This is a genomic window from Sphingomonas sp. YR710, assembly GCF_900101455.1.
GTDB lineage: Bacteria > Pseudomonadota > Alphaproteobacteria > Sphingomonadales > Sphingomonadaceae > Rhizorhabdus.
Genome location: NZ_FMZJ01000015.1, coordinates 19,052 through 42,831 on the forward strand (window position 1 = coordinate 19,052; position 23,780 = coordinate 42,831).

A 23,780-nucleotide genomic window follows, 5' to 3' on the forward strand; every position below is an offset into this window, starting at 1 on the left:
GGGAGGGGGACCGCCGAAGGCGGTGGTGGGTATGCGCGACATTCGGGGGGCACCGCAGACCCCTCCACCATCCTGCGGATGGTCACCCTCCCCGAGACAAGCTCGGGGAGGAATTTAGGACGGCGGGCAGTAAGCGCCCGACGCGGCCCAGGCCGAGAACAATTCCCCGAACTGCTTCTGCGTGCCCGGCGCCGGGGTACGGTTGCCGCCGGGGTGCCAGGCCCAGCCGACGAGATCGTCCTCGGCCATATGGTGGATCAAAGCCGGCATGTCGCGCCCGCCATTGCGAGTCTTGTCCTTGATCTGCGTACAGATCTGGCCGAGCGACTTGCCGGCCCATGCCATTTCGGCCGGTGCGAGCGACCATTTCGGGTTGCCGGGGACGTTGGCCGGATCGAAATTGGCGTCGTGATGGCAGGTCGTGCAGCGCAGGCCGGTGGCGCCGATGCCGCCGTCGCCGCGCACCACCCAAGGCATGTGCGGGTGCATGCGATCGGTCTGGGTCGGGCGGTCGCCGGCCGGGTGGCAGTTCAGGCAGCGCGGGTGCTGGATGACCTTGCCGACCTCGCCGAACAAGGCGATCGAGCGCGCCTTCGGATCCTTGATAGACGCGAACGCCGAGACCGGCTGCAGGCTGGTCGCGGGTGCCGCGCCGGCGGGAGCGGCGAGCAGAAGGGCCGCGCCGGCCCAAGCGATACGGAGCGCGCTCATGCCGGCCGCACCATCGGCAGGCGTTTCGGCCGGGCGACACCCAGCCGCGCCATCGCATTGGCGACCGCGGGGGCGAGCGGCGGCACGCCGGGTTCGCCGATCCCGCTCGGCTTTTCGGGCGACGTCACGATGACGAGTTCGACCTCGGGCATTTCGTTGATCCTCAGCGATCGATAGTCGTTGAAATTGGAGACGGCGGGCGCGCCCGCGACGATCGGCACCTCGGCATAGAGCGCATGGCCCAGCGCGAAGCCGATCCCGCCCTCCACCTGCGCACGCACCACATCGGGGTTGACGGCGGTGCCGATATCGACCGCGCACCAGACCTTGTGGACCTTCGGCTCGCCTTTGTCGTCGATCGAGACCTCGGCGATCTGCGCCACGAAACTGTTGAAGCTCTCGACCACCGCGACGCCGCGCGCGCGGCCTTCCGCGGGCTTCGGCCCGTCCCATTTCGCAAGGTCGGCCACCGCCTTCAGGACGCCGGCGGCGCGGGGCGATTTGCCCATCATCGCGAGCCGCCCCTGCACCGGATCCTGCCCGGCTTTCTCGAACAGCAGATCGACGAAACATTCGACCGCATAGCCGGTATGCGTGTGCCCCACCGATCGCCACCACAAGGTCGTCACCGGCGACGATACGGTGTGCACATCGCTGCGGAACGCCGGGATGTCGTATAGCAGATCGGCCGCGCCCTCGGTCATCGTCGGATCGACGCCGTCCTTCGATACGAATGGCGTGCCGGCCATGAACGACTGGCCGACGGTCGTGCTCTGCCAGGCGGTGATCCGGCCGTCCTTCACCGCCCCGCGGAACCGGTGGACGAACAATGGCCGATAATAGCCGCCGTGCAGATCGTCCTCGCGCGTCCACACCAGCTTGACCGGGGTCTTCGGCATCGCCTTGGCGACCTCGGCCAGTTCGACCGCGAAATGCGAATTGGCGGTGGCGCGGCGGCCGAAGCTGCCGCCGGCGAGCATCACGTCGATCTCCACCTTGTCCATCGCGATCCCGAACGTCCTGGCGATCGCGCCCTGATCGAGCGTGGTGCCCTGCGATCCGAAGCGCGCCTTCGCGGTCGTCCCGTCCCAGATCATGAAGCCGTCGAGCGGCTCCATCGGGGCATGGGCGAGATAGGGGAAGCTGAAATCGGCCTCGACCAGATCGCCGCCCGCCGCCAGTGCGGCATCGACATCGCCGGTCTGGCCGCGCGTCTGGCCGGGCGTTGCGGCGCGCTTCCGATATTCGGCGAACATCTGGTCGCTGCCGCGCGTCTCGGCCTTGCTGTCGTCCCAGCGCAAATCGAGCGCCTTGCGGCCCTTGATCGCGGGCCACATGCCGGTCGCATAGACCGCGACCCCGCTCGATACCGGCTTGACCGCGACGACGCCCTTCACCTTCATCGCCGCGGCGGCATCGAAGCCGGCGAGCGTGCCGCCGAATCGCGGGGAGCGCGCGACGACCACGGTCAACATGCCGGGCGCCGCGATATCGATCGCGAATTTCGCGCGGCCGGTGCTCTTGTCGGCGCTGTCGAGCCGGTGGTTGGCCTTGTCCTTGCCGATCAGCGTGAAGGCCGACGGGTCCTTCAGTGTCACGTTCGTCGGCACCGGCAGCCGCGCGGCGGCGGCCGCGAACTCGCCGAAGCGGCCCGACTTGCCCGATTTCGCATGCGCGATCACGCCCTTGCTGACGGTGATCTCGGCCGGCGGGACCTTCCACGCGGTGGCCGCCGCCTGCACCAGCATCGCGCGGGCCTGCGCGCCGGCATGGCGCATCTGATCATAGCTGTTGGCGATCGCCGAGGAGCCGCCGGTAAGCTGGATACCGCCGAGGTTCAGATTGCCGTAGAGCGCCGCATTGCCCGGCGCGCTGGTCGCGCGGATCTGGCTCCAGTCGGCATCGAGTTCCTCGGCGACGATCGTCGACAGGCCGGTATTCGGGCCCTGGCCGAATTCGATATGCTTGATCACCACGGTGACGCTGTCGTCGGCGCCGATGCGGATGAAGGCATTCGGGCTGATCGGCGGCAGCGGCGCGGCCTTGCCCTGCGCCTTCACCGCGGGCGAGGGCAGGCAGATCGCGATGACGAGCGCGCTCGCGCCCTTCAGCGCATCGCGGCGGCTGAGCTTGATGTCATGGGCGGTCATCGATCAGGCCTCCAGCGCTTTGGCCGCGTCGTGGATCGCGGCGCGGATGCGGACATAGGTGGCGCAGCGGCACAGATTGCCGTTCATCGCCAGATCGATCGCATGATCATCGGGCTTCGGATTTTCGCGGAGCAAAGCAACCGCGCTCATCACCTGGCCCGACTGGCAATAGCCGCATTGCGGCACGTCGCGCGCGATCCATGCCGCCTGCACCGCCTTCGCCTCGGGCCCCTCGACCGCCTCGATCGTGGTGATCTCGCCCGATACCGCCGATACCGGGATCGAGCAGGACCTGAGCGGCTGGCCGTCCATATGCACGGTGCAGGCGCCGCACATTGCGACGCCGCAGCCGAACTTGGTGCCGGTCAGCCCGAGTTCGTCGCGCAGCACCCAGAGCAGCGGCGTGTCCTCATCGACGTCGACGCTGCGCGCGACGCCATTCACTTTCAATGCGTAGGTCATGTTCGGCTCCGCCGGGGGGATGACGGATATTATAGCGGGACGTACCGGTCTGTCACTAAAAAGGCGTTGTATATAGAGGGATATGGGGCGGTGGGGGCTGGCCGCGCATTTCGGGTGGAGCATCGGCGGGCATCGCGTGTCTTGGCGCGATTTGGGCCGCTTTTAATGTTGTTACAAAAGGTTGCGGTATAAGGTATTGTTATGGTTGGATTTTCGGTAAAAATCACAACAAAATAAAATTTACACCACTGAAGGCCGCCGATGGCATGTCAGTCTGGCTATTATATCCGATTTTCGTCCGTTTGTGCAACTGGTTCGTGCGCGCTTCCAGGGCAATCGGGTGAACGGCGGGGCTGTCTCATTTTTCGTCATCCCGATGAAAATCGGGATCCAGATGCGCTGAACAAGAGGTATTATGCCGGGCGGGTGGCTTCTGTCCGTCTTCGTTGCGGATCTGGATCCCGATTTTCATCGGGATGACGATCTTTGGCGTGTCAAGAGCCGCGCAAAGTCTGCGTCAAACCGTTCGTCCGATTGCCCTGTGCATGCTTCATTCACGGGCGTTAGCGTAGTAGTTCGCTCACCAGCGAAGGCTTCTTTGCGATCATAGCGAGCAGCACCTGGGCAGGGCCGGTCGGGCGGCGGCGGCCATGTTCCCAGTTGAGCAGGGTGCCCTTGGCGACGCCGATGCTTCGCGCGAACGCGCCCTGCGACAGGCCGGTGCTGGCCCGGATCGCGGCCACATCGACGGCGGGCACCTCCACCTGATGGACGCGCGCGCCGGTCTCTCCGCCCTCCGCGAATGCTAGCGCCTCGGTCAGGCCCTGCCGGATGCTCTCATATGCGCTCATGATCGGACTCCATAATGAACGAGCAACGCCTTGCTCAGCATGATCAGCTCCGCCTGCTCGGCCCGGCCGAGATTGTCCTTCTCGTTCTTGGCGAACACCGTGACGAGAAAGATCGGCACATGCAAACCGCCGAACACATAGACGGTGCGATACCCGCCGCTCTTGCCGCCGCCTTCGCGGGCGATCCGGACCTTGCGCAGGCCCCCTCCTAGCGAAACGCCCGCCTCCGGGTTGGCGGCGACATAGTCCACAAGCGCGCTGCGCTCCTCATCGGACATAATCGCCTTCGCCCGTCGCAGGAATTCGGGCAGTTCGACCACGGTCTGCAAGCTGGTCATGGAGCCCATATATGTGTCAATGGCATATAAGTCAATGGCGCATAGGGGGGCTCGTCTTGTACGGGCGAGGCGTGTCGGCGTACGCCTCTTTTGGCCTTCGTTATCGAGACTCGGACGGCAGAGGTACGAGAGCACACGCCATTATGCAGCCGTACCCGGAGGAGCGAGTGGAATTAATCCTCGTCTTCAGTCGAGGAGGTCCAAAGTCACGCGCGACGTCTGTTGGAAGCTCTTCACACGTGTCACCGTAACTCGATGCGCAATTATAACCGATCTGCCCCCGGCCGCGCAATGAATTCCGTACCTCTACTATGACGCTCGGTATGAAAGGGAGGCGTGCTTTTGTGCGTTGGCGGGGAGGGCTCCGCCCTCGATCGCCGCGAAGCTGGCCGTCAAACCGGGTAGCAGGCCTGTCCGAAACATCTTAGCAACAACATATGTGGAATTTCATTTGGCATCTGCGCGGTTCAATGCCTTTGGAGGAAATCGTGCCCGATGAAGAGGTGCTGGACCGGATCGAGCGAATGCTCGAGCGAGAGAGAAAGCCGGTTACGCAAAGAAGCCTGAATGGCGTGGTTTTTCATGCTCCGCTTTGGGGCGATGCCTTTGGGCCGAACTGGCTTGCGATGGTAATATACGACCATGGAGATCTCTGGATTGAACAAGGGCCGCGAGGCCGCATCCTTGAATATGATCTCCGGAGCCTGCACGGCTTCATCTTCTGCCTGTTCGCCGCTGCGATTTTCTTTGTTTTTGGGCTGGCGAATGGTGGCGCGGTCGGGGCTACTAAATATGCGGCATTCGCATTCGTTTGGCTTTACGGCATGAACATGTTTCTGGCGTGGGGACGTATCCCGCGGTTGATCCGCAGGGCCGTCGAAGGCGCTTAGTTGGGGCGGACCACAACCGCGCGATGGTCGAAACAGCGCGTGACCTGACAGATGCCCGTGACTTAATTTGGGGCGCGCGCATGTGGCACCAAATTCAGTGTCAGGCCCCAACTTCGCCTGTGTCATCATCAAGTTGAAGTGAACGGCGCTTCGGCTCAGGCTGCCCGACCGCTTCAGAGGCAACAGCAAGGCTTCCGTCGGCCTGCAGCCCGATAGCAGTGAAGAGGTTGGTCTCCGCAGGCGGCAGCGCGAGATCCCAAGTGCTAACCGCATCCATCCCCAGCCTACGGGCGAACGAGATGAGGCCAAGATCATCGGCATAGATTCGAGTGGCATTGTTCGTTCTTGCGATCGCAATGATTTGACGGTCGATTTTCACTTTCTGCCATGGATCGGTCGAACCACCACGTTTGTCCCCCGCTTGAATGGCTTCGCGAGTCATCATGGCTGTCTCAATCGCTGCGCGAACATCGAAAGACCGGAGCCGGACGCGCGCGAGGCCGTTCAACTGCTCTAGAACACCGGGCGCGCCGACCTCTGCGTACACCAACACTTCGGCCAAGACCGGCGTCGGAATGATAAGAGTGCCGTTCGTCCCCAGCCCAGCGATCATGTGTTCGACGCGCTCTCGGGCCAGCGTTACAGGTTGGCCCGTTTCAGGATCGCTTGGTGGGGTTGCGGCAGGATTGACCAGCAAGGACAGTGCTGTGCTGTCGACCACCACGATCACTGAGTGTCATCCTCTTCGCCGCCAAGCCGGGCGATGTCTCTGTAGGCTTCAGCATCCATGAGGCGATTGTTGGGCACAACGCGGATTGCTGCGAGTGTCTCCGCCACGCTCCGGTCGTCAAGAAGTTCAAAGCTCTCTACGCGGAAATCAAGCATCTTCCACACGCCGTCCGGCTGCCGCTCAAATCGGCCATTCCCGTGCAGTCTTACGGGTGGGCCGTAGAGAAGCTGCGCCAGCTTCCGCGCTAGATCGCGCTTCATCTGGATATGTGTATGAAAAACGTCTCCGTCCTGTAATACTGCGTGAGCGCTCGGGTCGCGGCCGCCTATGTTGACTATTTGCCCCTCGATGGTTGTGTCCTCGCGAAATGGCGGGAAGACCATAGGCTTGGGACGATTCCTGCCAATGAAAGGGATGACCACTTTGCCGGTCGCAACTTCTGTTAGCGTGGCTACGGCATTGTCGTTGACTAGCAGTTCCTCAATCGTTTTTTGCGCCTGCATCGCATCCTTTGGTGCGTCTCCAACGCGAATGCCATTCAGGCGCGTTTCAACTTTGGGGACGTCTACGGCGTCGACCTTGTGTACCAGCTTGGCGCTGCCTTCTTCGAGCCTGACGAAATGGGTGTGCTCGGGGTGTCCGAGTAGCCGGGCGAGTGCACCGAGATATTCCGCCAGCCGGCCCATTGGCATAGTGTCTGGCGTGAAAACGTCGATGCGGAAGACATACTCCACCGGTTCCACGGTCGCCTCCCTTTTCCACTGTCTACCCTGCCGCCATCCGCGGTCCTTCGCAGGGTAGTCGGGAATCCTCTACAGCGGAAGTGTCTGCTGAGCGATGATCATTGATGTCGATCGTCGCGACTTGACCCGCGTAATTGCAGAATAGCTGCAATAGCTCCTGATGCGCCGCCAGAGGCCCAGCCGTCCGCGTACGACTTCTGAAGCGTGGCCGTCGGCTCCCGCCCCCGCGAAGCATTTCCGCGCCACGTTGACCTGCTCCGCCCGTGGGCTAGGTTCGTCCCACGCGACGCCGTTCCGGCACCGCACCGGGGACATCGACATGCGACGCACGTCCGGCCTGCTGATGGGCGCAATGCTGGCAATTGCCTTGCCCGGCCCTCCCGCTCCCGCGCAAACGCCTGCCACCCCATCCGCCACCCCCGCCATGCCGGCCACCCACACCGATCTCGTCCGCCTGTTCGCCGACTGGCGCGCCTTCGTCCGCCCCGCGATCCGCAACGGCGTCCCCGATTACAGCGCCGCCGCAATGGCCGTGAAGGCAGCAGACCTCCCCCGCTATCGCGACCGGCTCAACGCGATCGATCGCGCCGGCTGGCCCGAGGCGGCGCTCGGCGATTATCGGCTGGTCGAGGCCGAGATGAACGGGTTCGATTTCTTCCTGCGGGTACTGCGGCCATGGGCGCGCGATCCGGGTTTTTATCAGACGATCTTCGGCGAAGAGAGCGACGTGCCCGCGCATGAGGGGCCTTCCGCCAGTCCGACGATCGATCTTTTCGCGTATCGCTGGCCGCTGTCGCGCGCCGACGATCGGCAACTGACCGGGCTGATCGGGGCGGTGCCGGCGATGCTTGCGCAGGCGCGGGGCAATCTGGCGGGGAGCAATGCCGCGGACCTGTGGCGTTATGGCGATCGCGCGTTCCGGGAGCAGGCCGAGGTGCTCGATGCGCTCGAAATGGGCACGCTGTCGATGCGGACGATCGACGGCAAGGTGCCCGCCTCGCTCGCCGGCGCCAGCCCCGGCTTGCGCCGCGCGGTGACGGCGGCGAAGGACGCGACCGAGGCGTTTGCGGCGTGGATCGCCGCCGAGGCGCCGCGCAAGACCGGGCCTTCCGGCATCGGCAAGGCCAATTACGACTGGTATGCGGCGCATGTGCAACTGTCGCCTTATGGCTGGGACCAGCAGGCGATCCTGCTCCAGCGCGAGCTCGATCGGGCGATCGCCTCGCTGCGGCTCGAGGAATTGCGCAACCGCAAGCTGCCGCCGATCACGCCGATCGACGATCCGGCCACCTATCGCGCGATGGCCGAGGCGAAGACCAAGCGCTTCAACGATTTCATGGTCGATACCGGGCTGATGCCCGACAAGCCTTATTTTCGCGCGGCGATGGCGGCGCAGACGAGCAGCTATATCCCGCCCGAGCAGCAGGATTTCTTCGGCCATGGCACCGCGCTCGATCCGCTGCCGTTGCTGTCGCATTCGAGCCACTGGATCGAGCTCGCCCGGTTGAAGCACGAGCCGCGGCCGAGCCCGATCCGGCAGGTGCCACCCTTGTTCAACATCTTCGCCGACCGATCCGAAGGCTTCGCCACCGCGATGGAGGAGATGCTCATGCAGGCCGGCCTGTATGACGATATCCCGCACGGGCGCGAGATCGTGTGGATCATGCTCGCCAACCGCGCGGCGCGCGGGCTGGCCTCGCTGCATGTGCAGGCCAATGAGATCGATCTGGCGCAGGCGGGGCACTTCCATGCCGAGTGGACACCGCGGCACTGGTCGAACGCGTCGAGCAAGCTCGTGGGGTTCGAACAATTACTGTATCTGCGCCAGCCGGGATATGGGCCCAGCTATATCGTCGGCAAGATGCAGCTCGATCATCTGTTTGCGCTGGAATCGCATGCGGCCGAGCAGGCGGGCAGGCCGTTCGTGATGGGGGAGGCGTTCGCGCGGATCATGCAATCGGGGATCGTGCCGCCGGCGCTGATTGGGGATGAGATGTTCGGGGCGGGGGCGGGGCGTTAGGGTGTACGCCGAAGCGGTTTCGATGGGCGTTAAGATAGGTCACAAGAATCTGATCATATGGTAGCAATTGTCTCATACTGATCCTCCCACGCCAGGGGGAGGTGGCAGCGCAAAGCGCTGACGGAGGGGGCGGATGGCAGTGCGCCGGAGGGCTCGCAGCTAGTCGCCGCCCGCCCCCTCCGTCGCCTTCGGCGACACCTCCCCCTGGCGGGGGAGGATCGATGGGGGCTCATATCCTGGCGGATGGCCGGCCGAAGCGAGCGTCGATTCGATCGGATCCGCTGCAGCTGCTATCGCTTGACACCAACGCCGCCCGCACGAAGGTTCGGTGTCAAAAAGACAGGAGAGGTGATGCGATTTTTGCTCGTTCATGGGCCCTTTCATGGGCCATGGTGCTGGGACCACACGATATCCGCGCTGGCGCGGCTCGGGCATGAAGCCATCGCCGTCACGATGCCGGGCCATGCCGCCGATGGTGACAACAGCACGACCGTAGCCGGGCGCCGCGATGCGATCGTTTCGGTGATGGAGCCGGGCGATGTGCTCGTCGGTCATTCCAGCGGTGGCTATGACATCTGCATCGCGGCCGATGCCGCGCCTGATCGGGCCGGCCATCTCGTCTTTCTCGCCGCCGGCCTGCCGCTGGAGGGGCAACGGCTGATCAGCAAGCGCGCGGTGATCGCCGAAAGCACAACGGATTCGCATCGCCCGCTCGCCAGCATGCCGAAGGATCTGGATGATCTGCACCGCTTCATGGTGCCGTTGCCGGACGGGCGCGTCGCGCTGGACGGGTTCGCGGGCGCGTACAAATATCTCTATCATGATTGCGAGGAGGCGACCGCGCGCTCCGCCTATGCGAGGCTCACGCCGATGGCATCGAGCTATATGCTCGAAACCGTATCATTGCCGCGCCTGTGGGCCGCGCAGCCGCCGCGCAGCTATATTGCCTGCCGTGACGATCGCGTGGAATCGCGCGGCAAGAGCGCGACGGTGGCCGCGCGTCTCGGGGTCGAACCGCTGATGATCGACGGATCGCATTCCCCCTTCATCAGCCGTCCCGACACGCTCGCCGCAACGTTGATCGAGGCTGTGAGGACCAGACCGACGGGCCCGCTGCTCGCGGCGTGACGCGTGGGGGCGTGTCGGGTGGCCGCGCCTTTGCTGCTGCTGCCGCCCCGCCCCGCCCGGGCGAGGGGCCGGGCGCTATGCCCCCGGTCCCTCGCCTCGAGTTATTGTCTTCAGGACGCGGGGCGCGATACGGTATCGCGGAACCCGTTGACCGACGGCGGGCTGCCCGCGACCATGCCGCCATCGACCGGCATCAGATTGGCCGTCACGAAGCGCGAACGGTCGCTCGCGAAAAACAAGGCGGCCTGTGCGGTGTCTTCGGGCACGCCCTGGACCTGCATCGGCGAGCGCGCGATCAGGAAGGCGCGGATCTTCTCGATCATCTTGGCCTGGTCCTCAGGCGACAGGTTGTCGGCGAAGGCGCGCGCCATGATCGGGGTTTCGATATTGCCCGGTGCGATGACGTTGACGCGAATGCCATGGGGGCCGACTTCGAGCGCGGCGCTCTTCGAGAAGTGGATCACCGCCGCCTTCGACGCATTATAGGCCCACAGCCCGGTGCCGGGCGTGATGCCGCCGATCGACGAGACATTGATGATCGAGCCGCCGCCATTGGCCGACATGTGCCGGGCCGCATCGCGCGTGCCCAGCATGACGCCGAGCAGGTTGATCCCCATGACGCGCTGAAAATCGCCGAAATCTTCGGCCAGTAGGCCCGGATGCCGCGCGCCGGAAATGCCGGCATTGTTGACCATCACATGCAGGCCGCCAAACTTGCTCACGGCATGGTCGACAAGCGCGCGAACCTGGGTGGCGTCTGCGACGTCGGTCTTCAGGAATGCGGTGCTGGCGCCAAGCTCGGCGGCCAGCGACTCGCCCAGTGGCTGATCGACATCGGCGATGACGACCTTGGCGCCTTCCTTGACGAACAGCTTCACAATCCCCGCGCCGATCCCAGATGCGCCGCCGGTGACGATCGCCACCTTGCCTTCGAGTTCACCGGTCATTTCAATCTGTCTCCCAATCCTAAGAATTCAACCTGCCATTGGAGCGAAGCCGATTCCCGAGCGCATTTGCACCGTTTTCGCTTCGCCCGCACCCATAATGCGGATCACCGACGATCCTGTCCATAGTAACTACAATGAATCACCCTTCGACGAATTCGGGCCCCGGCGGACAGGCCGCCGGAAGCCGCCTTTCGGATCACGCCGACATACGCCGATCGAAGGCCAAGCGTGCGGATTCTACGGTATCCAAATTCTCCTGTGTCCATGCATAGAGCGCCTTGAACCGCGCCTGCAATGTTCGCCCGAGCGGCGTGATCGCATATTCGACGCCGATCGGCGATATCGGAATCACGCGCCGCGTCACCAGGCCGTTGCGCTCCAGCCGTCGTAGGCATTGGGTCAGCGCCTTCTGCGTGATGCCTTCGAGCAACCGCTTGATCGCGTTGAAGCGCTGCGGCCCGTCGTCGAGCACGGCCAGCGCCATCATCGACCATCGATCCGAGATCTGATCGAACAGCAGCCGGCACGGGCAATTGCGGGCGAAGGGGATAACATCGCTTTCGGCCATCAAAGCTATCCTCGCACGTCCTTGGGCTGGTTAAAGTGCCTCATTGATCCTAAGTTTATAATATATACCGAAGCGCGTCCATCACTGCGGAGATCATCACGTGGCCAGTTCCCATGCCGACATTCTTTTCCAGCCGCTCAGCGTGCGATCGCTTCATCTCAAGAACCGCATCGTGATGGCGCCGATGACCCGCGCGATGGCGCCGGACGGCATCCCGGGCGCCGCCAACGCCGCTTATTATCGCCGGCGTGCCGAAGGCGGCGTCGGGCTGATCCTGTCCGAAGGCACGGTGATCGATCGCCCCGCATCGCGCAACGAGCCGGGTATTCCGTTCTTCCATGGCGAAGCGGCGCTGGCCGGGTGGAAGGGCGTGATCGATGCCGTCCACGCGGCGGGCGGGCGGATGGGGCCGCAATTGTGGCATACCGCATCGACGATGGGGATGAGCGGATGGGAGCCCGGCGTGCCGGTCGAAAGCCCATCCGGCCTGCTGGCACCCGGCAAGCCGCGCGGCGAGGCGATGAGCGAGTCGGCGATCGCCGATACCGTGCAGGCGTTCGCCCGTGCGGCGGCCGATGCGCAGCGGCTGGGCTTCGATGTGGTCGAGCTCCACGGCGCGCACGGCTATCTGATCGACCAGTTCTTCTGGAGCGGCACCAACCAGCGCACCGATCGCTATGGCGGCGCTTCGATCAAGGCGCGATCGCGCTTCGCGGGCGAAGTCGTCGCGGCGGTCCGCGCGGCGGTGGGCCCCGATTTCCCGATCATCCTGCGCGTGAGCCAGTGGAAGCAGCAGGATTATGCGGCCCGCTTGGCCGAGAGCCCTGCGCTGATGGCGGACTGGCTGCAGCCGCTGGTCGATGCCGGTGTCGACATCCTCCATTGCTCGCAGCGCCGGTTCTGGGAGCCTGAATTTCCCGAGATCGATGGTGAGGCGGGGCTCAACTTTGCCGGCTGGGCCAAGAAGCTGACCGGCGCGACGACGATCAGCGTCGGGTCGGTGGGCCTGTCGGGCGAATTCATCGCGGCGTTCGGCGGCGAAGCCTCGACGAGCGTAGGGCTGGACGGGCTGATCGCGCGGATGGAGCGCGGCGAGTTCGATCTGATCGCGGTCGGGCGCGCGCTGATCAGCGATGCGCACTGGGCCGAAAAGGTGCGGGCCGGCGATGCCGCCGGGCTGAAGGGGTTCGCGGCATCGGCACTAGCCGAGCTGGTATGAGCGAATGAAGGGCGCGCGCCCTTCCCGGAACAAACCACCCCTTCTATCGTCCCGCTTTTATGCCCCACTGGATCGAGCCTTCCCCCACCGGCATCTACGTCCGCCCGGCCGATGCCTGGATCGATCCGTCGGTATCGGTCGATCGCGCGTTGATTACCCACGGTCATGCCGATCATGCGCGCGGCGGGCATGGCCGATGCTGGGCGACGGCGGAAACGCTGGGCATCATGGGATTGCGTTACGGCACCAGCGGCGGCACCGCGGTGGGCTATGGTGAGCGGATCAGGATCGGCGGCGCCGATATCAGTTTCGTGCCGGCCGGGCATGTGCTGGGATCGGCGCAGATATTGATCGAATATGCGGGCGAACGCGTCGTCGTGACCGGCGACTATAAGCGCCGCGCCGATCCGACCTGTCCACCGTTCGAGCCCATTCCCTGCGACATTTTCATCACCGAGGCGACATTCGGCCTGCCGGTATTCCGCCATCCGCCGATCGGGCAGGAGATCGATCGGCTGCTGGGGGCTTGCCACGACAATCCCGATCGCTGCGTGCTGGTGGGCGCCTATCCGCTGGGGAAGGCGCAACGGGTGATCCGCGAACTGCGCGATCATGGGCATGCCGATCCGATCTATATCCACGGCGCGATGGAGCGGATGTGCGATCTCTATCGCGATTTCGGGGTGGATCTGGGCGAATTGCGGCCGGCGACCGGGCTGCCGGCGAAGGCACTGCAGGGGGCGATCGTGGTGGCGCCGCCATCGGCGCTCAACGATCGCTGGTCGCGGCGGCTGCCCGATCCGATCACCGCGATGGCGTCTGGCTGGATGCGGGTGCGGCAGCGCGCGCGGCAGAAGAATGTCGAGCTGCCGCTGGTGATCTCCGACCATGCCGACTGGGACGAGCTGACCGCGACCGTGCAGGAGATCGCGCCGAGCGAGGTGTGGGTGACGCATGGGCGCGAGGAGGCGCTGGTCCATTGGTGCGGCACGCGGCAGATCCGGGCGCGGGCGCTCGAGCTGGTGGGGCGGGACGATGAGGATGACGGGTGATGGGGGCTCGTGCAGTGCTGCCCCGCCCATTCCTTCGTCATTCCCGCGAAAGCGGGAACCCACGGTTGCGGGGCATTCCCATCTCAAGCGGGTCGTTGTCCATGGGTCCCCGCTTTCGCGGGGATGACGGATGGGGTGGAGCGGTGCCTTCCCCGAAAATCTTCGATCGCGATCGTCGAGCTCACTGATGCGCGCTTTCTCGCAACTGCTCGACGGGCTCGTCTATACGCGGTCACGCAACGCCAAGCTCGCGCTGATCGCCGATTACCTGCGCTCCGCGCCCGATCCCGATCGCGGGTGGGCGCTCGCCGCGCTGACCGGGGATCTCGACCTGCCGGCGGTGAAGGCGGCGGCGATCAGGGCGATCGTAGAGGAGCGGGTTGATCCGGTGCTGTTCGCCATGAGCCGCGATTATGTCGGCGATCTCGCCGAGACTGTGGCGTTGCTGTGGCCGAAGCGGATCGATCAGCCCGCCGAGATCGATGACGGATCGCTGACGCTGGCGGTGGTGGTTGATCGGCTCTCGACGCTCGGTCGCGCGCAGGCGCCCGCGGCGATGGCGGAGATGCTCGATCATCTCGATGCGAGCGGGCGCTTCGCCTTGCTCAAGCTGGCGACCGGGGGCTTGCGGGTCGGCATATCGGCGCGGCTGGCCAAGACCGGGTTTGCGCAGGCGTTCGGGCTCGATGTCGATGCGGTCGAGGAGGTGTGGCATGCGCTGAAGGCGCCTTATGCTGATCTGTTCCGCTGGGCGCAGCATGGCGGCGAACGGCCCGATCCGGCGGGGAGGCCCTTCTTCCGGCCGTTCATGCTTGCGCATCCGCTGGAAGACACGACGGTCGACCTCACCGAATATGCCGCCGAGTGGAAATGGGACGGCATCCGCGTGCAGATCGTCGGCACCGGCGGCGAGGTGCGGCTGTACAGTCGTGCGGGCGACGATGTGACCGGCACTTTCCCCGATATCGCGGCGGCGTTCCTGGCGCATGGCGTGCTCGACGGCGAGATGCTGGTGCAGGGCGAGGCGCAGGGCGGGGCCGAGCATGGCGGTGGGGCAGCGTCGTTCAACGCGCTCCAGCAGCGATTGGGGCGCAAGAATGTGTCGGCGAAGATGCTCGCCGATTATCCGGCATTCGTGCGGCTCTACGACATATTGTTCGACGGCGACGAGGATCTGCGCGAGCTGCCATGGACCGAAAGGCGCGCGCGGCTGGAGGCATTTGCGGGCGCGCTCGACCGCAAGCGGTTCGATGTGTCGGCGATCATCCCGGCGCGCGATTTCGACGACCTCGCCGAGCGGCGCGCGGGTGCGCGGGATGCGGCGATCGAGGGGGTGATGCTCAAGCGGCGCGACAGCCTCTATGTGCCGGGGCGGCGCACCGGCCTCTGGTACAAATGGAAGCGCGATCCGCTGACCGTCGACTGCGTGATGATGTATGCGCAGCGCGGGCATGGAAAGCGATCGAGCTTCTATTCGGATTATACCTTCGGCTGCTGGTCCGAAGAGGGCGAGTTGCTGCCGGTCGCGAAGGCCTATTCGGGGTTTACCGACGAGGAACTGAAGTGGCTCGACGGCTTCGTGCGCAACCACACCGTCGGCCGGTTCGGGCCGGTGCGCGAGGTGGAGAAGACGTTGGTGGTCGAACTGGCGTTCGACAGCATCCATGAGAGCAAGCGCCACAAATCGGGGGTGGCGATGCGTTTCCCGCGGATCGTGCGGATCCGGCGCGACAAGCCGGCGGCGGAGGCGGATCGGATATCGGGGCTGCGCAAGCTCATCGTTTAGCGCGGGCAGGCGCGAGGGGTCTTAACGCGGTACTGCATCCGAAACGGATATGATTCCCCCGGTGCCGCCGCGCGCCGATATTGCTCCGGGCGGACGGCGTTATACAAGGATGCCGATCACCGGATAAAGCGGGGGAGGGAGCATGTTCGGTAAAACCATGGTGGTGGCGTTGCTGTGGGCGGCGCTGCCGTCGGTCGCGATCGGCCAGGATCGCGGGCGCGACAATTATGATCCGTCGTCGATAACCGGAACCGATGAGGAGCAGCTTCAGGAGATGACGTCCTTATACGATGCCGTCTGCCTCAAGGCGTTTCCCCAGGACGGTCAGGTCGAGGCGATGATGAAGGTGCGCGGAGCGGTTCCGATGACGGAGGCCGATGTCGCCAGCTATCTGCATGACGATGCGGGTGTGGGCTGGGTCCTGGTCGGCAAAGCCGCGACGTTCAGGGTGTTGATCGAGCATCCGCCTTATCATGCCTGCTCGGTCCGCAGCGTGACGCGGACCGGTTTCTCGGGTCTCTCGACTTATACGTCGCTGGTCGAGCGCGAATTGAAGTCCTGGCCCCGGCACGAGACGATTGCGCCGCAGAGCTTCGTGGTGCGCGGCGTGCAGACCGAGATGCGCGGCGAGGGCAGGCTCAGGGACGATGGGCAGACCGAATGCCTGTTGCTGGGATTGGGCCGGGTCGTCGATCCGGCGCTCGCATCCCGTCTGCCCGGCATCGAGGTCCGATTCGTCCATCAGTTCGTCATCCCGGCCAAACGCGGGACAACCTGATCTTCGGCGCGCGCGTCGGGCGAAAATAATATCCAGCGAAGATCCAAGTTTAGCTCCCCGCCGGGCCATCTGCGTCCGGATTGGCTCCGAAATCCGGTTAACAGGCCGAAATAATCGAGCATAGCATTGGCCAGCACGAGTCAGGACGGGGGCCGGGTATGGTGGATTTCATTGGCGGTCCGGGAAATGACCGCATCTTTTCGGATGGCGGCGGGTCGATTGATGGCGGCGGGGGCATCGATACGCTGAACCTCGACCTGTCGGGCGCGTCTGCCGGCGCGGTACTTGATCTGACCGGTGCCTTTTCAGGCAGCACGTCGACGCTGAACGGTCACACGATCACCGGCATCGAACAATATGTGCAGATCATCGGCACGCCGTTCGACGATATGATCACCGTCGGCGATGCATCGCAGGGCTATGACGGCACGATCACCTATGACGGCAATCCCGGCGTCTATGGCGGCGACGGCAATGATACGCTGATCGGCGGCGCGGCGGGCAATTATCTGTTCGGCGGCACCGGCAACGACACGCTGATGGGCGGCGATGGCAGCGACTATCTCGATGGCGGTACCGGCATCAACCATCTCGATGGCGGCGATGGGCGCGACTATGCCTATATCGATCTCGGCGGAACCGCGGGCAATATCAATCTGGTGATCGGGAGCACTCCCGATGCGGTCTATACAGAAACGGTGAACGGCATCGCCGCCAGCAGCTTCGCCAATATCGAAGCCGGCGAGATCATCGGCAGTTCGGGCAACGATGTGCTCGGCGTGCGCCTCGCCGGCGTAGCATCGTGGGGATTTATCGGTGCGGGCGGCAATGATACGCTCGTCGTCGATTTTGGCGCTTCGGCGGTGACCGCCAGCACCAATGTCGGCGTAAATGCGATTACCCACAGCCTGGCCGGGGATAGCGGCACGATCAGCTATGACGGCTTCCAGCATCTGATCTTCACCGCCGGTTCGGGCGGTGGCACGATCACCGGCTTTGTGGGTAGCGATACGCTGACCAGCGGCGCCGGCAACGATCTCTTCGACGGGGCCGGCGGCATCGATACGGCGAGCTATGCCAATGCGGGTTCCGGCGTCACCGTGTCGCTGGCGATCACGGCCGCGCAGGATACGATCGGCGATGGCACCGATACGCTGGCCAATATCGAGAATCTTACGGGTTCGGCTTTCGGCGATACGCTGACCGGCGATGCCGGCAACAATGTGTTGAACGGCGGCGCGGGGGACGACGTACTGCAGGGCGGGCTGGGCGAGGACGTGCTGAACGGCGGCGACGGTTTCGACTATGCCTCATTTGCGGATGCCACTGCCGCGGTGCGCGCCTCGCTGGCGATCACCACCAGTCAGCAGACGCTGGTCGGGCACGATACATTTATCTCGATCGAGGGCATCATCGGATCGGCTTTCGGCGACATTCTGACCGGCAATGACGGCGACAACATCATCAATGGCGGCGCCGGCAACGATACGATCCGCGCCGGCGCCGGCAACGATCTGCTGATCGGCGGCGCTGGCAGCGACATATTGGACGGCGGTGATGGCATCGACACGGCGAGCTACGCCGACGATCTCGCGGGCGTCACCGTGTCGCTGGCGATCGGTGGCCTGCAGCATACGATCGGCAGCAAGAACGATACGTTGATCAGCATCGAGAATCTCAAGGGCTCGGCCCATGACGACCATCTGACCGGCGACGCCGGCGCCAATGCGATCGATGGCGGCGATGGCAACGACGTGATCGAAGGCGGTGGCGGCAACGATATCCTCTCGGGCGGGCTGGGTCTCGACACGCTGAGCTACGCGCATGCGGATGCCGGCGTCAGCGTGTCGCTCGCTCTATCGGGGATCCAGAGCACGATCGGGGCGGGATCGGACGTGGTCTCGGGCTTCGAAAATCTCACCGGCTCGGCCTTCGCGGACATGCTCAGCGGCGACGACGACGCCAATGTCATCACGGGCGGCGCGGGTGACGATCATATCTTCGCGGCCGGCGGCGACGACTTCATCCATGCCGGCCTGGGCAACGACATGATCGACGGTGGTGCCGGCTATGACATGTTGGTGTATGACGATGCGACGAGCGCAATTGTGCTCTCACTGGCAACCGGTACGGCCACGGGCGGGGGCGGCAGCGACAGCTTCAACGGCATCGAGGGCGCGATCGGATCGCGGTTCAGCGACACGTTGACCGGCGACGCGGGCGCGAACACGATCTCGGGCATGCAGGGCAATGACGTGATCACCGGCGGCGGCGGCGCGGATATCCTGACCGGCGGGAGCGGCGGCGACCGCTTCGTCCTGACCCACGCGAGCGACAGCGCGGTCGGCGCCGACGATGTCATCACCGACTTCAGTTCCGCCGAGCACGACCGGATCGATCTGCGCCTGCTGCCCGGCAAGTTCACCTTCATCGGCGACAGTGCGTTCGACGGCCACGCCGGCGAGGTGCATTACACGACCAGCGGATCGGATCTGCTGGTCAGCGGCGACATCGACGGCGACGGCCATGCCGATTTCGAGATCAAGCTGATCGGCATTCAGGATATCGAGGCGCACGACTTCTTTGTGTGACGCCGCAAGCGTGCGCCCGCCCCAATCGCCTGGTCCGCTGGCAATCCGCCCTCAGCTGGTCGGTGATGACGCGTCCGTTGGCGCCGTTCCGGCTTCGGCGGCGATGTCGCGGCCGCAATGCTTGCACACCAAGGCTTCGGACTTGATCAGCTCGGCGCAGTAAGGGCACTTCTTCGCGCTGCCCTGTGCCACTTCGGCAGCTTCCTTCCTCGCGGTGTTGCCCATGAACAGGGTGATGATGACCCCGATCGGGCCGAGCAGAAATGCCACGAAGAAGCCGGCAATCGCGCTGCCGCCTTTGCTCGATGCAATGATGGCGCCCAAGATCCCGCAGAGCAGCCAGAGTGCAATGATACCGCCCATATGTTCCCCCGAACCAACGCGACGAACAGATTATCATCAATCGGGCAGCCGTCCATAGTTGGCGGCCATTGGGAACATCCTGAGCGGCCGCGCTTTGACTCGGCATATTTCTTCGCATGAGGATTTCATCATGGCCGCGCGCGCATATTGGCAGGGGCAGATCAGGCTCGCGCTCGTCTCGATTCCGGTCGAGATCTACAGCGCGACCAGCAGCACCGCCGAGGTCAGCTTCCGGCAGATCCACGAGCCGTCGGGCAAGCCCGTCAAATATGAAAAGGTCGTGCCGGGGATCGGTCCGATCGACGTCGACGAGATCGTGAAGGGTTATGAGGTCGAGAAGGGCAGCTATGTGCTGCTTGAGCAGGACGAGATCGATGCGGTCAAGCTGGAGAGCAAGCGGACGCTGGAGCTGACCCAGTTCGTTGACGCGCACGAGATCGACGTGCTCTATTACGAGAAGCCCTATTTCGTGGTGCCGGCCGACGAACTGGCCGAACAGGCGTTCATCGTGCTGCGCGAGGCGCTGCGGCGGACCGGCAAGGTGGGGCTGGGGCAGCTGGCGATGCGCGGGCGCGAATATGTCGTCAGCCTGAAGCCGTGCGGGCGCGGCATGGTACTGGAGACGCTGCGCTATGCCGACGAGGTGAAGAAGGCGCAGGGCTATTTTCGCGATATTCCCGACGAGACGCCCGATCCGGACCTGCTCGATCTTGCCGAGACCCTGATCACCAAGAAGACCGCGCCGTTCGACGCGCATGAATTTCACGATCGCTATGTCGATGCGTTGAAGGGGCTGATCGCGAAGAAGCAGAAGGCGAAGGGCAAGAAGATCCTCGAGGATGTCGAGGAGGAGCCTTCGGGATCGAAGCGCGGCAACGTCATCGACCTGATGGCGGCCTTGCGCAAATCGGTGGAAGGCGGCGCCCCGGCCAAAGCCGCGCCCGCCAAGGCCAAGGCGCCGGCGAAGAAGGCGCCGGCACGCAAACGGGCCTGATCGATGGCGGATCTGGCCGAATATCATCGCAAGCGCGACTTTGCGAAGACCGCCGAGCCCGCGGGGAAGGTGGGCAAGGGCGCGGGCAACCGCTTCATCGTGCAGAAGCATGATGCGACCCGGCTGCATTACGACTTTCGCCTCGAGGCCGACGGCGTGCTGAAAAGCTGGGCGGTGACGCGCGGGCCGAGCCTCAATCCCGAAGACCGGCGGCTGGCGGTGCGCACCGAGGATCATCCGCTGTCTTATGCCGATTTCGAGGGGACGATCCCGGCAAAGGAATATGGCGGCGGCACAGTCATGCTGTGGGACAGCGGCATCTGGGCGCCCGTCGAAGGCAAAAGCGCGAAGGATATCGACAAGGGGCATCTGCACTTCACGCTGGATGGGAAGCGCATGCGGGGCGAGTGGCTGCTCGTGCGGATGAAGGGCAAGCCCGGCGAGGCCCGGGAGAACTGGCTGCTGCGCAAGATCGATGATAAGGAAGCCGGCGGCAGCGACGATCTGGTCGCGCGCGAACTGACGAGCGTGAAGACCGGCCGCACGATGGCCGAGATCGCCGCCGACAAGGCCGGCGAAACCCCGCTTGCGGGCAAGAAGGGCAAGGCGTTCGACCAAGCGATGGCCGAAGCCGATGGCCATACGAAGCGTAAGGTGAAACGGGTGCGTTCGGCCAGGCCGCCGGCCTTTCATGCGCCGCAACTGGCGACTCTGGTCGATCACGTGCCGGCCGGAAATCAATGGCTGCACGAAATCAAGTTCGACGGCTATCGCGCGATGATCGCGGCGGCCGGCAGCACCGTGACGATATACACCCGCTCGGGGCTCGACTGGACCGATAAATTTTCCGAAATCGCCGACCGGATCGCCGCGCTCGATCTGCCGCCGGCGCTGATCGACGGCGAGATCGTCAAGCTCGATGGTGACGGCAATCCGAACTTCTCCGCGTTGCAGAAGGCGATCAAATCCGAAGGCAGCGCGGGCGGCCTGACGTTGTTCGCGTTCGATCTGCTTTCGGCCGATGGCGAGGATCTGACCGCGCGGCCGAATATCGAGCGCAAGGAACGGCTGGCGGCGCTGTTGCCACCGGACGATCCGGTGATCCGCGTTTCGGATCATGTGATCGGTGCCGGTGAGAAATTGTTCGATGCGATGTGCAAGGCCGGGCAGGAAGGCATCATCAGCAAGAAGGCCGACGCGCCCTATCGCGGCACGCGCACCAATGCCTGGCTCAAGGTGAAGTGCACGCGGCGGCAGGAATTCGTGATCATCGGCTGGAGCGCCAGCAGCGCGAAGAGCCGCCGGTTCCGGTCGCTGCTGCTCGGGCAGGTTCGCGACGGCAAACTGGTTTATGCCGGCAAGGTCGGCACCGGCTTTGACGGCGACACGATCGACATGCTGGCCGATCTGTTCGCCGTCCGTGCGCAGGACTCGCCGGCGGCGCTGGTTCCGAGGCCGGAGGCCCGCGGCGCGCACTGGATAAAGCCCGACCTGGTCGCCGAAATCGCCTTTGCCGAATATACGGCCGACGATGTTCTGCGCCATGCGAGCTTCATCGCGCTGCGGAGCGACAAAAAGGCGGAGGATGTCCTGCGCGAAGTGCCCAAGCCTGTCGAGGCCGCCGAGTCGGCATTCCGGATCACCCATCGCGATCGCGTGATTTTTCCGGAATCGAAGGCGACCAAGGGCGATCTCGCCGATTATTATCAGAAGATCGGTCCGCTGATGCTGCCATGGGCGGCGGGGCGCCCGCTCAGCCTGGTACGCTGCCCACAAGGGCGCGCGCGGCAATGCTTCTTCCAGAAGCACGACGCCGGCACATTCGGCGAGCATGTCGCGCATATCCCGATCGTCGAGAAGGACGGCCATAAGGAAGATTATATCTATGTCCGAACCGTCGAAGGCCTGCTCGCCTGCGTCCAGATGGGGACGATCGAGTTTCACGGCTGGGGCGCGCGGATCGAGGATGTCGAAAAGCCGGATCGGATGATCTTCGATCTCGATCCCGATATCGACCTCGATTTCGCCGATGTGCGGAAGGCGGCACACGATATTCGCGCCGCTTTGTCCGATATCGGCCTGATCAGCTTCGCGATGCTTTCCGGCGGCAAGGGCATCCATGTGGTGGTGCCGCTCACGCCCGACGCCGATTGGGACGCTGTAAAGGATTTTGCCCGCCGTTTCTCGCTCGCGCTCGCACAGGCCGAGCCCGAACGGTTCGTCGCGACGATGTCGAAGGCGAAGCGGAAGGGGCGGATCTTCCTTGACTGGCTGCGCAACCAGCGCGGCGCGACCGCGGTGATGCCCTATGGCGTGCGAGCGCGCGAGCAGGCGCCGGTCGCCGCGCCTGTGACGTGGGACGAACTGGACGGGTTCGACAAGGCCAGCGCGTTCACGATCGCCGATGCGGGCAGATTGATCGAACGGGCGGGATCGAAGGCGCTGCGCGGCTGGGGCGTCGCGGCCCAGCATCTGCCGGATGTGTGATCTCGCGTAACCGCTCTGCTCGACCGCGTTAATCACTTTTGCGACATCGACGGGTCCCCGCTCGGTAATCCGAATGGTCCGCTGTGGACCTTCATCAGCGAGGAGGTGTGACCCTAGTTTGCGAGGCGGGCGATGATCAGATCGAGCAGGGCACGGAGGCGCGCGAGGCGGCGCATGTCGCGATGATAGCCTAGCCACGTCTCGCGCGATGGCGGGTCCTCGCCCAGATCGATGCGTTCGATCCCGGCGATCGGGTCGGCCAGCGGACGCGGCAGCACGGCGAGGCCCGTGCCCAATTCGCAGAGTGCCGCTTGCACCTCGCGATTGTTGCTGCGCGAAACGATATGCGCCTTCGGTAATATTCGTGTGATCCAGACAACGTCGGGCATGCCTCCGAACGCGTTATCCATCAGTACGAGGGGACAGCCGCGTCCGTCGCCCGGCTTCGGGTGTGGGCTGCCGACCTTGGCGTAAACACCATATTCGATCCGCGCCAAGCGGCGCGAGACGACTTCGGGTTCGTCGAACGGCATGATCCGGAATGCCAGATCGGCTTCCCGTCGCGGCAGGCTGTAGAGTCTTGGATCGGTGAGCAATTCGACCACGACACGCGGCTGGATCTGCGCGAACTCGGCGAGCACGGGTGCCACCATTTTCACGCCGAACCAGTCGGAGCACGAGACACGCAGCAACCCTTCCAGCGATCGATCGGCGCCCGCGAGTTCGCGTCGGAGTGCCAGTGCTTCCTCTTCCATGCGCTCGGCATGACCGAGCATCGCCTGCCCCTCGTCGGTGAGTACGAAACCGTCGCGCGTCCGCTGAAACAGGGTTTGCCCCACCGCTGCCTCCAGCGCTCGCAATCGACGGCCCATGGTTGGCTGCGTCTGGCCCAGCCGACGTGCGGCTGCGCCGAGCGAACCATCGCGGGCGATCGCCAGGAAAATAGGAAGGTCGCTCCAGTCCATTGCAGAT

At 64.5% G+C, this 23,780-nt stretch carries 21 protein-coding genes; 10 read left to right on the forward strand and 11 right to left on the reverse strand.

Features of this window, described 5'->3' with window-relative positions:
• Nucleotides 1-114 precede the first annotated feature (114 nt).
• The 5 genes from BLS13_RS16260 to BLS13_RS16280 all read right to left on the reverse strand — a co-directional run bounded on the left by BLS13_RS16260 (nucleotide 115) and on the right by BLS13_RS16280 (nucleotide 4,512).
• Nucleotides 115-711 carry an Isoquinoline 1-oxidoreductase subunit gene (locus BLS13_RS16260; protein ID WP_093453702.1) on the reverse strand — a complete coding sequence of 199 codons (597 nt, stop codon included), beginning with the start codon at nucleotides 709-711 and terminating at the stop codon, nucleotides 115-117.
• Entirely contained in the window at nucleotides 708-2,861 is a 2,154-nt protein-coding gene (locus tag BLS13_RS16265) for a xanthine dehydrogenase family protein molybdopterin-binding subunit (RefSeq protein WP_093453703.1), read from the reverse strand. Before BLS13_RS16265 ends, BLS13_RS16260 begins: the two co-directional genes overlap by 4 nt.
• Nucleotides 2,862-2,864: 3 nt before the next feature.
• Nucleotides 2,865-3,323 (reverse strand): (2Fe-2S)-binding protein, encoded by a 459-nt coding sequence (locus BLS13_RS16270; protein ID WP_093453704.1) that lies wholly within the window; start codon nucleotides 3,321-3,323, stop codon nucleotides 2,865-2,867.
• A gap of 563 nt (nucleotides 3,324-3,886) precedes the next feature.
• The gene (locus tag BLS13_RS16275) at nucleotides 3,887-4,174 is read right to left on the reverse strand and encodes a helix-turn-helix domain-containing protein (protein WP_093453705.1); all 288 of its coding nucleotides are present in this window, start codon (nucleotides 4,172-4,174) and stop codon (nucleotides 3,887-3,889) included.
• Nucleotides 4,171-4,512, reverse strand: a complete 342-nt coding sequence (locus BLS13_RS16280) for a type II toxin-antitoxin system RelE/ParE family toxin (protein ID WP_093453706.1) — start codon at nucleotides 4,510-4,512, stop codon at nucleotides 4,171-4,173. Before BLS13_RS16280 ends, BLS13_RS16275 begins: the two co-directional genes overlap by 4 nt.
• Nucleotides 4,513-4,949: 437 nt before the next feature.
• Between BLS13_RS16280 and BLS13_RS16285 the strand changes: the two genes are divergently transcribed.
• Nucleotides 4,950-5,402, forward strand: a complete 453-nt coding sequence (locus BLS13_RS16285; RefSeq protein WP_093453708.1) for a hypothetical protein — start codon at nucleotides 4,950-4,952, stop codon at nucleotides 5,400-5,402.
• Between the two features lie 100 nt (nucleotides 5,403-5,502).
• On the opposite strand, the gene BLS13_RS16290 is transcribed toward BLS13_RS16285, so the two are convergent.
• Both BLS13_RS16290 and BLS13_RS16295 read right to left on the reverse strand, forming a co-directional pair.
• Nucleotides 5,503-6,132 carry a hypothetical protein gene (locus BLS13_RS16290; protein ID WP_093453709.1) on the reverse strand — a complete coding sequence of 210 codons (630 nt, stop codon included), beginning with the start codon at nucleotides 6,130-6,132 and terminating at the stop codon, nucleotides 5,503-5,505.
• Nucleotides 6,129-6,875 (reverse strand): hypothetical protein, encoded by a 747-nt coding sequence (locus tag BLS13_RS16295; protein WP_093453711.1) that lies wholly within the window; start codon nucleotides 6,873-6,875, stop codon nucleotides 6,129-6,131. Before BLS13_RS16295 ends, BLS13_RS16290 begins: the two co-directional genes overlap by 4 nt.
• Before the next feature lie 319 nt (nucleotides 6,876-7,194).
• On the opposite strand from BLS13_RS16295, the gene BLS13_RS16305 reads away from it, so the two are divergent.
• Nucleotides 7,195-8,895 carry a DUF885 domain-containing protein gene (locus tag BLS13_RS16305; protein ID WP_143011986.1) on the forward strand — a complete coding sequence of 567 codons (1,701 nt, stop codon included), beginning with the start codon at nucleotides 7,195-7,197 and terminating at the stop codon, nucleotides 8,893-8,895.
• 351 nt (nucleotides 8,896-9,246) lie between these two features.
• Complete coding sequence (locus BLS13_RS16310) at nucleotides 9,247-10,023, forward strand: alpha/beta fold hydrolase (RefSeq protein ID WP_176943636.1); 777 nt, start codon at nucleotides 9,247-9,249, stop codon at nucleotides 10,021-10,023.
• 110 nt (nucleotides 10,024-10,133) lie between these two features.
• On the opposite strand, the gene BLS13_RS16315 is transcribed toward BLS13_RS16310, so the two are convergent.
• Together BLS13_RS16315 and BLS13_RS16320 are read right to left on the reverse strand one after the other, a co-directional pair.
• Entirely contained in the window at nucleotides 10,134-10,970 is an 837-nt protein-coding gene (locus tag BLS13_RS16315) for an SDR family NAD(P)-dependent oxidoreductase (RefSeq protein ID WP_093453718.1), read from the reverse strand.
• Between the two features lie 196 nt (nucleotides 10,971-11,166).
• Nucleotides 11,167-11,538 carry a winged helix-turn-helix transcriptional regulator gene (locus tag BLS13_RS16320; protein ID WP_093453720.1) on the reverse strand — a complete coding sequence of 124 codons (372 nt, stop codon included), beginning with the start codon at nucleotides 11,536-11,538 and terminating at the stop codon, nucleotides 11,167-11,169.
• A gap of 100 nt (nucleotides 11,539-11,638) precedes the next feature.
• Here BLS13_RS16320 and BLS13_RS16325 point away from each other — a divergent pair, with 100 nt between their 5' ends.
• The 5 genes from BLS13_RS16325 (at nucleotide 11,639) to BLS13_RS16345 (ending at nucleotide 18,964) form a co-directional block, all read left to right on the forward strand.
• Nucleotides 11,639-12,757, forward strand: a complete 1,119-nt coding sequence (locus tag BLS13_RS16325; RefSeq protein ID WP_093453721.1) for an NADH:flavin oxidoreductase — start codon at nucleotides 11,639-11,641, stop codon at nucleotides 12,755-12,757.
• A gap of 59 nt (nucleotides 12,758-12,816) precedes the next feature.
• A complete protein-coding gene (locus BLS13_RS16330; protein WP_093453723.1) occupies nucleotides 12,817-13,809 on the forward strand; it encodes a ligase-associated DNA damage response exonuclease in 993 nt (330 codons plus the stop codon).
• 187 nt (nucleotides 13,810-13,996) lie between these two features.
• On the forward strand, nucleotides 13,997-15,595 hold the full coding sequence (locus tag BLS13_RS16335; protein ID WP_093453790.1) for a cisplatin damage response ATP-dependent DNA ligase: 1,599 nt from the start codon (nucleotides 13,997-13,999) through the stop codon (nucleotides 15,593-15,595).
• Nucleotides 15,596-15,737: 142 nt separating this feature from the next.
• Entirely contained in the window at nucleotides 15,738-16,373 is a 636-nt protein-coding gene (locus BLS13_RS16340) for a hypothetical protein (RefSeq protein WP_093453724.1), read from the forward strand.
• A 158-nt stretch (nucleotides 16,374-16,531) separates the two neighbouring features.
• A complete protein-coding gene (locus BLS13_RS16345; protein ID WP_093453726.1) occupies nucleotides 16,532-18,964 on the forward strand; it encodes a beta strand repeat-containing protein in 2,433 nt (810 codons plus the stop codon).
• 51 nt (nucleotides 18,965-19,015) lie between these two features.
• Here BLS13_RS16345 and BLS13_RS16350 read toward each other — a convergent pair whose 3' ends face one another.
• Nucleotides 19,016-19,327: a zinc ribbon domain-containing protein gene (locus BLS13_RS16350; protein WP_093453727.1), complete on the reverse strand. Its 312-nt coding sequence runs from the start codon at nucleotides 19,325-19,327 to the stop codon at nucleotides 19,016-19,018.
• Between the two features lie 130 nt (nucleotides 19,328-19,457).
• Between BLS13_RS16350 and BLS13_RS16355 the strand changes: the two genes are divergently transcribed.
• Nucleotides 19,458-20,321, forward strand: a complete 864-nt coding sequence (locus tag BLS13_RS16355) for a non-homologous end joining protein Ku (RefSeq protein WP_093453791.1) — start codon at nucleotides 19,458-19,460, stop codon at nucleotides 20,319-20,321.
• 3 nt (nucleotides 20,322-20,324) lie between these two features.
• Complete coding sequence (ligD, locus tag BLS13_RS16360; protein WP_093453729.1) at nucleotides 20,325-22,808, forward strand: DNA ligase D; 2,484 nt, start codon at nucleotides 20,325-20,327, stop codon at nucleotides 22,806-22,808.
• A gap of 113 nt (nucleotides 22,809-22,921) precedes the next feature.
• On the opposite strand, the gene BLS13_RS16365 is transcribed toward ligD, so the two are convergent.
• Nucleotides 22,922-23,773 carry a LysR family transcriptional regulator gene (locus tag BLS13_RS16365; protein WP_093453730.1) on the reverse strand — a complete coding sequence of 284 codons (852 nt, stop codon included), beginning with the start codon at nucleotides 23,771-23,773 and terminating at the stop codon, nucleotides 22,922-22,924.
• Nucleotides 23,774-23,780: the final 7 nt, after the last annotated feature.